This is a genomic window from Paenibacillus apiarius (genome assembly GCF_017052585.1).
GTDB classification, from domain to species: domain Bacteria; phylum Bacillota; class Bacilli; order Paenibacillales; family Paenibacillaceae; genus Paenibacillus_B; species Paenibacillus_B apiarius.
Window position 1 is genome coordinate 1906361 of sequence record NZ_JAFFHZ010000001.1, and the last position, 12389, is coordinate 1918749.

The 12389-nt window shown below is 52.0% G+C and carries 13 protein-coding genes; 2 read left to right on the forward strand and 11 right to left on the reverse strand.

Features of this window, described 5'->3' with window-relative positions; translation table 11 throughout:
• Window positions 1-4: 4 nt before the first annotated feature.
• The 3 genes from JSQ80_RS08765 to JSQ80_RS08775 are packed head-to-tail and all read right to left on the reverse strand — an operon-like array spanning window position 5 to window position 1772.
• Window positions 5-898 (reverse strand): NADH-quinone oxidoreductase subunit C, encoded by an 894-nt coding sequence (locus JSQ80_RS08765; RefSeq protein WP_206095037.1) that lies wholly within the window; start codon window positions 896-898, stop codon window positions 5-7.
• The gene (locus JSQ80_RS08770; RefSeq protein WP_087433961.1) at window positions 895-1413 is read right to left on the reverse strand and encodes a NuoB/complex I 20 kDa subunit family protein; all 519 of its coding nucleotides are present in this window, start codon (window positions 1411-1413) and stop codon (window positions 895-897) included. The genes JSQ80_RS08765 and JSQ80_RS08770 overlap by 4 nt, the downstream gene beginning before the upstream one ends.
• Window positions 1398-1772 carry an NADH-quinone oxidoreductase subunit A gene (locus tag JSQ80_RS08775; protein WP_036705696.1) on the reverse strand — a complete coding sequence of 125 codons (375 nt, stop codon included), beginning with the start codon at window positions 1770-1772 and terminating at the stop codon, window positions 1398-1400. Before JSQ80_RS08775 ends, JSQ80_RS08770 begins: the two co-directional genes overlap by 16 nt.
• Before the next feature lie 728 nt (window positions 1773-2500).
• Here JSQ80_RS08775 and JSQ80_RS08780 point away from each other — a divergent pair.
• Window positions 2501-3154, forward strand: a complete 654-nt coding sequence (locus tag JSQ80_RS08780; RefSeq protein ID WP_206095038.1) for an SDR family NAD(P)-dependent oxidoreductase — start codon at window positions 2501-2503, stop codon at window positions 3152-3154.
• Between the two features lie 257 nt (window positions 3155-3411).
• Entirely contained in the window at window positions 3412-5460 is a 2049-nt protein-coding gene (locus tag JSQ80_RS08785; RefSeq protein ID WP_206095039.1) for an S-layer homology domain-containing protein, read from the forward strand.
• A gap of 160 nt (window positions 5461-5620) precedes the next feature.
• On the opposite strand, the gene JSQ80_RS08790 is transcribed toward JSQ80_RS08785, so the two are convergent.
• From JSQ80_RS08790 to atpB, 8 genes are all read right to left on the reverse strand, one after another.
• Entirely contained in the window at window positions 5621-6037 is a 417-nt protein-coding gene (locus tag JSQ80_RS08790; protein ID WP_087433958.1) for a F0F1 ATP synthase subunit epsilon, read from the reverse strand.
• A gap of 68 nt (window positions 6038-6105) precedes the next feature.
• Window positions 6106-7512 carry a F0F1 ATP synthase subunit beta gene (gene atpD / locus JSQ80_RS08795; protein WP_087433957.1) on the reverse strand — a complete coding sequence of 469 codons (1407 nt, stop codon included), beginning with the start codon at window positions 7510-7512 and terminating at the stop codon, window positions 6106-6108.
• Between the two features lie 35 nt (window positions 7513-7547).
• Window positions 7548-8408 (reverse strand): ATP synthase F1 subunit gamma, encoded by an 861-nt coding sequence (gene atpG / locus JSQ80_RS08800; RefSeq protein WP_336245718.1) that lies wholly within the window; start codon window positions 8406-8408, stop codon window positions 7548-7550.
• A gap of 102 nt (window positions 8409-8510) precedes the next feature.
• Window positions 8511-10025 carry a F0F1 ATP synthase subunit alpha gene (gene atpA, locus JSQ80_RS08805; RefSeq protein ID WP_087433955.1) on the reverse strand — a complete coding sequence of 505 codons (1515 nt, stop codon included), beginning with the start codon at window positions 10023-10025 and terminating at the stop codon, window positions 8511-8513.
• Between the two features lie 40 nt (window positions 10026-10065).
• Complete coding sequence (locus JSQ80_RS08810; protein ID WP_087433954.1) at window positions 10066-10611, reverse strand: F0F1 ATP synthase subunit delta; 546 nt, start codon at window positions 10609-10611, stop codon at window positions 10066-10068.
• The gene (gene atpF, locus JSQ80_RS08815; RefSeq protein ID WP_087433953.1) at window positions 10608-11093 is read right to left on the reverse strand and encodes a F0F1 ATP synthase subunit B; all 486 of its coding nucleotides are present in this window, start codon (window positions 11091-11093) and stop codon (window positions 10608-10610) included. Before atpF ends, JSQ80_RS08810 begins: the two co-directional genes overlap by 4 nt.
• Before the next feature lie 193 nt (window positions 11094-11286).
• Window positions 11287-11499: a F0F1 ATP synthase subunit C gene (gene atpE / locus JSQ80_RS08820; RefSeq protein ID WP_087433952.1), complete on the reverse strand. Its 213-nt coding sequence runs from the start codon at window positions 11497-11499 to the stop codon at window positions 11287-11289.
• A 92-nt stretch (window positions 11500-11591) separates the two neighbouring features.
• Window positions 11592-12377 (reverse strand): F0F1 ATP synthase subunit A, encoded by a 786-nt coding sequence (gene atpB, locus JSQ80_RS08825; protein WP_206095041.1) that lies wholly within the window; start codon window positions 12375-12377, stop codon window positions 11592-11594.
• Window positions 12378-12389 lie beyond the last annotated feature (12 nt).

Consider the following 12389-nt stretch of genomic DNA (forward strand, 5'->3'; position numbering starts at 1 on the left):
GTGGTTACACCTCCGAATCCAACGACTCGTAATCTTTGCGCAGCGGGTGTCCTACCCAATCATCCGGCATCATGATGCGGCGCAAATCGGGATGTCCCGTAAACTGAATGCCGAGCAAATCATAAGCTTCACGCTCGTTCCAATCCGCCGTCGGCCAGATTGGCGTCACTGAAGCAACCGATGGCGCTTCACGATCAGCCTTGACGTGAACCGCGACTTCTGCCTTCGTTGATAAATTAATCATATGGTAAACAACCTCAAGATGCGTTTCTTGGTCCACGCCGGACAGATTGCGTAAATAGTCGCATGACCAATCCGCATGACGGCGCAGCAAATGCGCGCAGGACAGCCAATGTTCGTTTTTAATCGTCACGGTAGGCAAATGGTCGTTCTCATAGTTGATGACGGCATCTTCCACCGCATCCTCGGCCACGTCCGCCTTAAGTAAGGCGACCAGCCGGTCGAGAATCGGCTGCTTAGGCGACGGCTCCTTCGGCTGCGGCGGCTCTTCGTTGGCCTTGGCGCGTGGGGCGCGCGCCGGCCGTGCCGGCTTATCCGCGTCTGCCGGGTCCCCCTCTGCCTTGTCGCGGATACGCGCAGGCTTGTCGGCGGGTGCTTCTGTGCCGCCCTCGGCTGAGGCTTTCGCTCGGGCAGCGCGCGCTTCGGCTGCGGCTTTCACGCGAGCCGCCTTCTCCTCTTCGGTAAGCGGTGCGCGCTTCGGCTTGTCTGACTCAACGGACGCTGGCGCATCCGCCGCAGGGACGCTCCCTGCCCTCGCTTCCTCAGCCGCAGGTTGCTCCACGGCAACATCCGGCTGCACCGATTGTTCTGGCTTTGGTTCCGACGTTTCGTTCGTTCTCTCTAGTTTCGTTTCCTTATCCTTTTGTTCTTCACTCATGAGTTGGTCACCCGCTTTCCGGTCTTCGCCTCATAGCGGATCTTTTCTTGCAATTTGTTAATGCCATAAATCAGCGCGGCGGGATTAGGCGGACAGCCCGGAATATAAATATCGACGGGCACAATCTGATCCACGCCCTTCACGACCGCATAGGATTTGACATAAGGCCCGCCTGCAGTAGCACAAGAGCCCATCGCAATAACCCACTTCGGCTCCGGCATCTGATCGTACAGGCGCCTTAAGAGCGGACCCATCTTCTTTGTGACGGTTCCCGACACAATCATGCAGTCCGACTGACGGGGGGACGTCCGGAAAATGACGCCGAAGCGGTCCAGATCGTAATGCGAAGCTCCAGTCCCCATCATCTCGATGGCGCAGCATGCAAGCCCGAATGTCAGAGGCCATAATGAATTACTTCTCGCCCATGCCTTCAACTGCTCCAACGTGCCAAAGAACACGTTGCGTTCTAGCTCTTGCCGTTCTTCCGGCGTGATTGACTCTAATGAGAGTTCCATTGAAGCACCTTCTTTTTCCAGGCATAAATTAAACCGACCAACAGCAATCCAACGAAAATCAACATCTCGACGAGCGCAAACAATCCCAATTGATTATAAGCGACCGCCCACGGGTACAAGAAAACGGTTTCCACGTCGAAAATGACAAACATAAGCGCAAACAAGTAGTACCGGATGTTGAACCGGACTTGTCCGACACCGACCGGATCGTTACCGCTTTCATAAGTCGTCTGTTTCATTTCTGTAGGCTTCTTCGGCCGCAATAATCGACCGGCAGTCAATGCGGCCACCGGCAGGAAAATACCCAGCCCGACAAAAATGGCCACAATGACGTAATTGTTGATGTACTCCAAAGACATCCCCTCCGTCGCAGCAGCTAACATTTTGCAAGAAAACTGTGCAATTTGTAATAAACCCGCCACAATTATAACAAAACCTACCAACCCCGTCTATGCAATTCCTGCCACCTTTTACCTCTTTTTTTTGAGAATGACATGGTTTATTCAATATATAACTATTCACATGCATCGGCGACTAGAAGCACGTGTTCAAAAAGGGGGGCTTTTTGAACAACCTCTAGCAGAAGTTAATTGAATGTTTTGTAAGAACTGCGGACTTTCTGCACAAAAAAAAGGAGCTGCGGACGTGCCACAGCTCACGGAGGATGAGGAAACTACCTACAATTAACGAACCTACTGCAAAACAAAATAACCAAGAAGAAGGGATTTCGACACTGATGTTTAATATGACGACCATTCATTTGAGAATGATTATCAATATTAACTGTCTTCATTATAAAAGCTTCTCCCCCTGCCGTCAAGCAATATTTTTCAATTTTTGGACACGCTCCCGAATGGCTTCCTGCGCACCAAGTCCGGGTTCATTCACCGCACTTGAGGGACTTTCAGGTCTTGCCAGACTTAGCAAGTAGAGCGGATCGTCCATTTCTAGGAAATGTGAAAAATGATTTTGAACTTGCCTGCCCCTTCGGTTTACAATACTTAATGGTGCGTGTTCAATAGGATCGAAAATGTGACTTTTGAACAACCTCTTACTTATTGGATTACATCACAAGGGGCTGAAGGAAATGAATCAACCGATGATTTGGATCGTCGGCGCAGGATGCGGTATCGGACTCGGCATTGCCAAGTCGTTCGGACAGCGGGGATACCGCACCATGCTAATTACGCGCGAGGCACAGACGCTGTCGCAAATGCAGGATATTTTACGTGAAATGAATATAGAAGCTGCAGGCGCGGTTGCCCATACTGGAGACGAGCAGGCGTTAAGAGACACGTTGGCGCATTTGGAAACGCAATGGGGCACTCCTGATGTGCTTGTCTATAACGCATCTGCACATACACCCGGACTGCCTTCCGAAGTGGTGCCGGAGCAATTGACAGAGGACCTGCAAGTGAACGTGATCGGGGCATTGACGGCTGCTCAGCACGTACTGCCCGGCATGAAGGCCCGGGGCACAGGCTCTGTGCTGCTTACCGGTGGCGGACAGGGTCTGCGTCCGACCGCGGCATTGGCATCGCTCGGCATCGGCAAATCTGCGCTCCGCAGCCTGGCGCTCAGTCTGCACGAGGAGTTCAAAGAATATGGATTGTATGCCGGCACTCTAACGGTATGCGGATTCGTTCAGCCGAATACACCATTCGATCCGCAAACGATCGGCGATGCGTTCTATCAAATGCATATGAAAAGGGCCGAAGCTGAGGTTGTGCTTAAACCTTAATGCTACTAACTTTTGAAGTCGTTAATCTTTAAAGTCATTAGCTCTTAATGTTCTCAATCTTAAGTTTTCTTCGTGCACCAAGCAACAACATATGATAACCATGCAGAACCGGAGAGACAAACTTGCACTAGTCTTCCCGGTTTTCCTGTATAAGCGGAGCTGAAAATCTGTCCGTTCGCATAAGTTTTTCGTTTCTACTTCACACTACATGCAACAGATGCTCAGAATGGAGTAGTTACGGAAAAGGAGTGGCGTACATGGATGCATACAACACCAATGGAAGAAGAAAGCTCAAGCGGCAGGCAAGCTTGCTCGTTTGTCTCTTCGTTTTCCTCTTGGCGTTTAACGGGTGCCAGGCCCCGCAGCCAAGACCGCATTCCGAGTCGCTCACCGATAAGGGACAAGCTCCCCGGCGAATTCACGTTAACGAGGCTGCCGACGCTTCCGTGCCGGAGCGGCTGCAGTCGCTTCGCGCCGCGGCATGGCCGCAGTTGAACAACATCTGGCCGCATGTTCCGTGGTCTGATGTGGCACTCCTCTACGCGGATGGCCAGCAAGTCTACGCCGTCGAAGCAAAAAGCGTCCGGCTGCTGGCGGGCAACGATCATCAGGCCGCTCTGCCCTTGCCCGATTACGGGCAAGTTAGCGTACGGACATGGCAAGGAACCCACGCCGTCATCGTACGGAAGCCGGATAGCCGCCTGCAAGGCCCCAGCGCGGAAGCGGAAGAGGAGCGAGCCTTCCGGCTTGCTACAGAGCAGTTAGTGCTCACATTGGGCTTCCCGCGTGAAGGCACACGGCGCGCAACCCAATACCCTTTAAGCGACAAGCCGCGTCAATACAGATTGGCGCTTATCGATCGGTTGACCAGCGCCGTCTTGGATGAAACTTATCGCAAGAACCGTCTGCAGGAAGCTAAATATTGGTGGGACACATATCAGCAAAATGCCGCTGACGATTCACGCGCACGCGTTAACGAGGAACTTCGCGAAGGGGCGGCAAGCTACGTCAGCAATTATGCTCGATATGCAGCCGCTCATCCCGATGCCAGTGATGTGGCGTCATGGAGACGTTCCTTGCGTGCGGAAGCTGCGCAATGGAAGCCGTCTGACCTTGCCTCCTTGGTGGATGAAAGCCGTGCAGTCACATTGTGGACAGCATTGTTGGCCGATGAGGCCGGTATCGATTGGCGTGAAGCCGCCTATAATGGCACCGAACCCGCAAGAACGCTGCTGTCGTCCCAGTCTGCCGAATGGCAGTCATTGCCGGCAGAGATTGCAGGCGCGGCCAAGGAGATGACAAAAAGACTGAACCAAACGGTGTCAGACAGCATGAGCTTATACATTAGCGGCTACGAAGATGCAAAGAAACCATTGCTCGCGCTGCCTGCTGGCGGAACACGCAATGGGGCGCGTTGGAACGGATTCTACAAGAGCAGCGATATTCCGGGCACAGTGCTGCATGAAGTTACCGGAAGCGTGGACGTGCTGTCAGGCTCGGTTCAGCTGCGCAATAAGACCGTCGCTGTTCAGCCCAATCGCTTCCAAGCACAGCTCAAGGATGAAGAAGCAATTCTGGTCATTCCGTTGTGGGAGAATGATTACATATGGGATGGTCAGACTCTTCAGCTCACCGAGCCGCTGCTGCAGGGGAAGGTCAATGCTGTTTCTCAATTCGATATGTACGGACGGCGCTACTTCATCGCAGACGTGGCGAGCCCGGCATTGCCAGGGGGAGGAATCGGGCCTTACACTCCACCGGTCGCCTCCCATGAACCGCTTAGGGACATTCGCGGGCACTGGGCAGAGAGCACCATTGGGCAGCTTGTCGCCGATCACACCGTTAGCGGCTATGAGGATAGCACGTTCCGCCCCAATCGCCGGGTGACACGAGCCGAATTCGCGCAAATGATCGTTGGCGCATACAAGCTTAAGCCGCGCGCTGGCCGCGTTTACCCGGATACAGCCAAGCATTGGGCCAAGGACGCTATCGCCACGGCGCAATCCTACGGTATCGTTCAAGGCTACGATGAGAATACGTATGGACCGAACGATTGGATTACACGCGAACAGATGGCGGTCATGCTAGTCAAAGCTTCGCATCTGCCGAAACGTTCGTTGGCCCAACCATACAAACGGTTTACAGATACGTATTTGCTATCCGGGTGGGCTGAACAGGATGTGTACACCGCCATTGCCCACGGCATACTCGGGGGCTATGAAGACCGCAAGCTCAAGCCGCTTCATCGGGCAACGCGCGCGGAGGCAGCCGTGATGCTGCACAACGCGCTTCAGCTCAACACGTGATAAATCATACATTTTAAGGCAAGAACCGGGGAACGCTGTACAGAAGAAGCCTAACCCGGTTCTTGTATTACATGTAACTCCCGCCTAACAAAGAAAGGGACTGTACCCGCAGCAGAACATTCTGCTTAGGGGACAATCCCTTACTAATGCCAAAGGCATGTTACCATTGTCTTTGCGACACTTTAATCCGCGTCACGGCACGTTGGAGCGACAATTCCGCACGACGGAAGTCAACGGAATCCTGCTTGCTCCGCGCAGCCAGCGCCAGACGTTGTTCCGCCCGGGCTTTCGCTGCTTTGGCACGTTCCACATCGATTTCTTCTGGCATTTCAGCGCTTTCCGCAAGCACGACGACTTTGTCTTTACGCACTTCGACAAATCCACCGTGAACCGCAATCCAATGTTCTTTGCCGCCTTCTTTGATCTTCATCGGACCAATTTGCAGCGGAGTAACCATTGGAATATGGTTCGCCAAAATACCCAGATCACCTTCGACGCCCTTGACGCTAATCATGTCCACCTGCTGTTCGAACACTTTGTGCTCCGGTGTAACGATTTCCAACAAAAAGGTGCTCAACTGAGGTTTCCTCCTTCCGTTCTGTCTGCCGCCGTTGGCGTTAGACAGCCCGTTTCACGTCAAGCCGCTTACAGCGTCTTCGATTTCTCAACAGCTTCTTCGATTGTGCCTACGTACAAGAAAGCTGCTTCCGGAAGGTCATCATGCTTGCCTTCCAAGATTTCTTTAAAGCTGCGCACCGTTTCTTTGACCGGTACATACTTCCCTTTGATGCCTGTAAATTGCTCGGCTACGTGGAACGGCTGGGACAAGAAGCGCTGAATTTTGCGTGCACGCGCAACGGTCAGCTTATCTTCTTCCGACAACTCGTCCATACCGAGAATCGCGATAATGTCTTGCAGTTCTTTGTAGCGCTGCAAGAGACGTTTAACGCCCTGTGCAACATTGTAGTGCTCTTCGCCAACAATGTCCGGCGTCAAAATCCGGGATGAGGACGCGAGCGGATCAACCGCTGGGAAAATACCCATCTCGGAAATTTTACGCTCCAAGTTCGTCGTTGCGTCCAAGTGGGCGAACGTCGTAGCTGGAGCCGGGTCAGTATAGTCATCCGCAGGGACATAAATCGCCTGAATCGACGTAACGGAACCTTTCTTCGTGGACGTAATCCGTTCTTGCAATTGACCCATTTCCGTAGCCAGCGTCGGTTGATAACCTACCGCGGACGGCATGCGGCCGAGCAAAGCGGATACTTCGGATCCCGCTTGAGTAAAGCGGAAGATATTGTCGATGAACAAGAGCACGTCGCGGCCTTCTTCGTCACGGAAATATTCCGCCATCGTGAGACCCGTCAACGCAACGCGCAAGCGCGCTCCTGGCGGTTCGTTCATTTGGCCGAATACCATGGCTGTCTTGTTGATAACGCCGGAATCTCTCATCTCATGATACAAGTCATTACCTTCGCGCGTACGTTCACCGACGCCCGCAAATACGGAAATACCGCCGTGTTCCTGCGCGATGTTATTGATAAGTTCCTGAATCGTTACCGTCTTCCCTACGCCGGCACCGCCGAACAGGCCGATTTTACCGCCTTTTACATACGGCGCGAGCAAGTCGATAACTTTGATGCCTGTTTCGAGAATTTCCGCTTGTGTCGAAAGTTCGTCGAACTGTGGAGCTTCTTTATGAATCGGGCTCATCGTCTCACTTACGACGTCACCCGCATTATCGATAGCATTCCCAAGCACGTTGAACACACGGCCCAACGTTACTTCGCCTACTGGTACCGTAATCGGAGCGCCCAGATCTGTCGCTTCCATGCCGCGAATCAAGCCGTCTGTCGAAGACATCGCAACGCAGCGCACTACGTTGTCACCCAAGTGAACCGATGTTTCCAACATCAAGTTGATGTCAGGCGCGCCAGCAGTCGTCGATTTCTGCTCAATCTTGATCGCGTTCAAAATTTCAGGCAGTTGTCCACGTTCGAACTCAATATCGACAACCGGACCCATCACGCTAATCACGCGTCCTTTACTCATCTCGTTCCCTCCTACTGAAAAACATGCATTTCCGATTAAGCTTGAGCGTTCGCACCAGCTACAATTTCCGAAATTTCCTGCGTAATCGCCGCTTGTCGCGCACGGTTATATACGAGCGTAAGCGAGCTAATCATCTTCGTCGCGTTCTTCGTCGCATTGCCCATCGCCGTCATTTGCGCGCCGAACTCGCTTGCTTTCGCATCGAGCAGCGCACTGTAAATGAGCGTCTCGGCGTACTTCGGCAACAGTTGCCCTAATACACCTTCCGCTGAAGGCTCATACTCATACGACGTTACCGTTCCGTTGAAAGCTTCGTCATCAAGCGGCAAGAGACGCTTTTCCACCGGTACTTGAGTGATGGCGTTCACGAACTCGTTATAGAATAAAATGAGCTCATCGTACTGTGCTTCTTCGAAATATTTCACGGCATTGTATGCAATTGACTTAATGTCAGCAAATGTAGGTGTATCCGGCAATTCCGTCACGGCTTCCACGATCGTGAATCCTCTTCTGCGGAAGTAATCACGACCCTTCCGTCCGATTACGAACAGAACGATATCATCCTTCGTCTGTTGACGTTCTTGAATCGTCTGCATCACCTTCCGAAGCACGTTGGCGTTATAACCGCCCTTCAAGCCGCCGTCGGACGTGATGACGAGATACCCCGTCTTCTTAATCGGGCGTTTCTGCAACATCGGGTGGGAAATCCCTTGCGTGCCTGCCGCAATGCTGGATACGACTTCTTTCAGCTTATCCGCATAAGGACGAGCTGCTTCCGCCTTCGCCTGTGCTCGACGCAATTTGGCCGCACCGACCATTTCCATCGCCTTCGTAATCTGCTTCGTGCTCTGCACGCTCTTGATTTGGCGTTTGATTTCGAGAATCCCTTTGGCCACTTCCATCTCACCTGCCTTTAGCACTTTGCGCAGGGCAAAGCGGACTTCTTCGTCATGCTACCGGGAGACCGTCCGGCTTCCCGGCTGTCATAACATTATCTATCACACCGACACGGCAAAGCTTTTCTTGAACTTCGTTACAGCTTCAACCAATGCGTCTTCGTTCTCTTTTACCAAATCTTTCGTGTCACGAATCGATTCGTAAATACCTGCTTGGTTGCTTTCCAGATAAGCATGGAATTCAATCTCGAAGCGATGAATGTCCTGAACCGGAATCTCGTCCAAATGACCTTTGGTCGCAACATACAGGCTGACGACCTGCTTCTCGACCGGAAGCGGCTGGTTGACACCTTGCTTCAGGATTTCCATCAGGCGTTCACCGCGGTTCAAGCGCGACAACGTCGATTTATCCAAGTCGGAACCGAACTGGGAGAATGCCTGCAATTCGCGGTATTGGGCCAGATCGAGACGAAGTGTGCCCGCAACCTTCTTCATTGCTTTAATCTGTGCGGAACCGCCGACACGGGAAACGGAAATACCGACGTTAATCGCCGGGCGCTGACCCGAATAGAACAGGTCGCTTTCCAGGAAGATTTGCCCGTCTGTAATCGAGATGACGTTCGTCGGAATATATGCCGATACGTCAGAAGCTTGCGTTTCGATAAATGGCAATGCCGTCAAAGAACCGCCGCCATTCTCATCGCTCAACTTCGCTGCGCGTTCCAACAAGCGGGAATGCAAGTAGAACACGTCCCCTGGATACGCTTCGCGACCCGGCGGACGGCGAAGCAGCAAGGAAAGTTCGCGGTAAGCCGCGGCTTGCTTCGTCAAATCGTCATAGATAACGAGTACGTGCTCGCCTTTGTACATGAAGTACTCGCCCATCGAACAGCCTGCATATGGCGCCAAGAACAGAAGCGGTGCCGGCTCGGATGCAGATGCGGTCACGATGATCGTGTAATCCAATGCGCCATGACGGCGCAGCGTTTCCACAACTTGTGCAACCGTGGATTGCTTTTGGCCGATAGCGACATATATACATTTTACGCCGTTGCCTTTTTGGTTAATGATTGTATCGATGGCAATCGTCGTCTTACCCGTTTGACGGTCACCGATGATGAGCTCACGCTGACCGCGGCCGATTGGTACCATCGAGTCAATCGCTTTAATCCCCGTTTGCATTGGCTCGTGAACAGATTTACGATCGATAACGCCCGGAGCGTTCGCTTCCACTGGACGGAATTCCGTCGTCGCAATCGGACCTTTGCCGTCGACCGGTTCACCAAGAGGGTTGACAACGCGGCCAAGAAGCGCCTCGCCGACAGGAACCTCCATGATGCGACCCGTTCGCTTCACTTGGTCTCCTTCGCGAATATCTTTATATGGTCCAAGAATAACGATACCTACGTTGTTCTCTTCCAGGTTGAGTGCCATCCCCATAACGCCATTGGAGAATTCGAGCAGCTCGCCGGACATACATTGCTCTAATCCGTGCACGCGAGCAATACCGTCACCGACATTAATGACAGTGCCGACTTCTGCCACTTCGATTTCCGATTTGTACTTCTCGATTTGACTTTTAATCAGCGTGCTGATTTCATCAGGTCTGATGCTCAATTCGCTTCACCCCATTCTACCGTGCTATATATGAAAACTACTATGCTTGAGATTTCAATGTTTTGTTCAAGCGTTTCAACTTGCCGGACAAGCTGCCGTCATACAGGCGATCCCCGATGCGGACGAGCATGCCGCCAATGATGGATGCGTCGACTTCGTTTTGAATGCGGATGGTCTTGCCCAGCTTTTGACCGAACTCTGCGGCAACCGCTTGCTTCTCCGTCTCATTTAACGGATAAGCCGTTGTCACGTAAGCGTCCAACAGCCCGATCGCTTCGCCTGCAATCCGAATGTAACTGTCGACCACCTCATGCAAAATGTTGATGCGGCCGCGCTCAATAAGCAGCTGCAGCGTATTGAATACGATGTCGGAGACTTGTTCTTTGAGCGCAATGTCCAGCACCCCGATTTTGTCCGCCAACACAACATTCGGCGATGTCAACAAGACATGCAGCTTCTCGTTGCCGGATACTAATTGAGCGGCTTCCTTCAGTTGCTGTTCGGTTTCCGAAATGGACTTGCGTTCCTCGGCAAGCTCGAACAACGCTCTGGCGTAACGCTTGGCAATTCCGATTTCTTGGCTCATTGTTTGTCCCCTACCTCTTTCAGGTATTGGCCAACCAATTGCTCTTGCTCCTTCTCATCCACTTGTTTCTCCAAGATTTTGGAAGCAATCGCAACGGACATGCTGCTCACTTCGTTGCGAAGCGCAGCCACCGCCTTGTTCTTTTCGCTTTCGATATCGCGGGCCGCTTCTTCTTTCAAGCGAACCGATTCTTCTTTGGCGCCAGCAATGATATCATCTGCCTGCCGCGCGCTAGTTTGTCTCGCTTGCTCAATAATGTCGTACGCTTCCTTGCGCGCTGTAGCAAGAGCTTGCTTCTGTTCTTCCACAAAAGTCTGCGCCTGTGTGCGGCTGTTAGCCGCTTCATCCATTTGCTGCTGCACAAGCGCGCGGCGTTTTTCCATGACGTCGAACAACGCCCCGAATGCATATTTTCTCAGCAATAAATATAGGATTAAAAAAGCAACAATCGCAAACACGAAATTTTCCCAAACAAAGTTCACTACAGTCACTCCTTTCCGTTAACGTGAAGTGCGGGTCCCAATCAGAAACGGAAGTCTTGTTTGTATATGGACATGACACCGTTCCGATTCAATGAATAAGACAAGCACAGGAACTGGCACGTTCTCATTCATTTAACAAAACGAAGGCGCGGATGGCATCGGCCTTCCCCGCCAAACCGTTTGTCTATTCGTATTAAGAGAACATTGCCAAGAACGCGATAACTGTAGCTGCGAGAGGGATAACTTCGACGATACCGACACCGATAAACATTGTTGTTTGCAACATGTTGCGCGCTTCAGGTTGACGGGCGATCGATTCCACCGTGCGGCTTACGATCATACCGTTACCAAGACCGGCGCCCAATGCGCCCAAACCTACTGCAATTGCTGCTGCTAACATTTCCATTAGAAAAGTCCTCCTCAAAACTGTTTATTGTAATCTAGCATTGTTTATATGTCTCATCCGAAATACCCTAAGGGGCGGTTCGGCAGAGTTTGTTAATGTTCTTCATGTATGCTTGACTGCGCGATGTATACCATCGTCAGCATCGTAAAGATAAAGGCCTGCAAGGCGCCGATGAAAATACTGAAGCCCTGCCATGCCGCAAGGAACGGCAAGCCGAATACCCCTGCTCCGACGAGCGTAGTTATCAGAATTTCCCCAGCGAAAATGTTGGCGTATAGCCGGATGCCGAGAGCGACCGGTTTCGCCAGATTTTCCACGATATTGAGTGGAAGGAAGACTGGGAAAGGCTCCACGTAATGCTTCAAGTAATGTTTCCGGTTGTGCTTCAAGCCCAAGTAATGGACCAGCAAGAAAACGATAAAGGCCAGACCGAATGTTACGGAAATATCGGCCGTCGGCGATTTGTACCAGAGCAGCTCAACATGCGGGTCTTTGCCCTTGGCAACCAGTTGGTCGAATACTTGCTGGCTTGTCGTCGTAATTTCCTGTCCGAAGATAGTCTGCGGATGATGCGCTTCCGTAATGACCGCGAACGGGAGGCCCAACAAGTTGGATACGAAAATAAACAAGATGAGCGTCATTCCTAAGGAGACGTAAGCCCTGCCCTTCTTCAAATCCATGGCGCTTCCTATAATCCCGTGCACGAACTCGACGACCCATTCCATGAAATTTTGCAATTTGGAAGGGTTCTCTACCGACAAGTTGCGAACGGCCAGACGGGCTAGCACGAAGACGATAGTCATACTGATGAGAAGCGTTAGGATGATAGATAGATCAAGGCGCAGTCCCAAAACCTCGATAATCGGTGCTGAATGCAATGTGTTCACCCC

What these genes read in the sequence shown, in the direction of transcription:
- JSQ80_RS08765 (WP_206095037.1), bottom strand. Translation starts at nt 898, where the DNA reads ATGAGTGAAGAACAAAAGGATAAGGAAACGAAACTAGAGAGAACGAAC.
- JSQ80_RS08770 (WP_087433961.1), bottom strand. Translation starts at nt 1,413, where the DNA reads ATGGAACTCTCATTAGAGTCAATCACGCCGGAAGAACGGCAAGAGCTA.
- JSQ80_RS08775 (WP_036705696.1), bottom strand. Translation starts at nt 1,772, where the DNA reads ATGTCTTTGGAGTACATCAACAATTACGTCATTGTGGCCATTTTTGTC.
- JSQ80_RS08780 (WP_206095038.1), top strand. Translation starts at nt 2,501, where the DNA reads ATGAATCAACCGATGATTTGGATCGTCGGCGCAGGATGCGGTATCGGA.
- JSQ80_RS08785 (WP_206095039.1), top strand. Translation starts at nt 3,412, where the DNA reads ATGGATGCATACAACACCAATGGAAGAAGAAAGCTCAAGCGGCAGGCA.
- atpD (WP_087433957.1), bottom strand. Translation starts at nt 7,512, where the DNA reads ATGAGTAAAGGACGCGTGATTAGCGTGATGGGTCCGGTTGTCGATATT.
- JSQ80_RS08810 (WP_087433954.1), bottom strand. Translation starts at nt 10,611, where the DNA reads ATGAGCCAAGAAATCGGAATTGCCAAGCGTTACGCCAGAGCGTTGTTC.
- atpE (WP_087433952.1), bottom strand. Translation starts at nt 11,499, where the DNA reads ATGGAAATGTTAGCAGCAGCAATTGCAGTAGGTTTGGGCGCATTGGGC.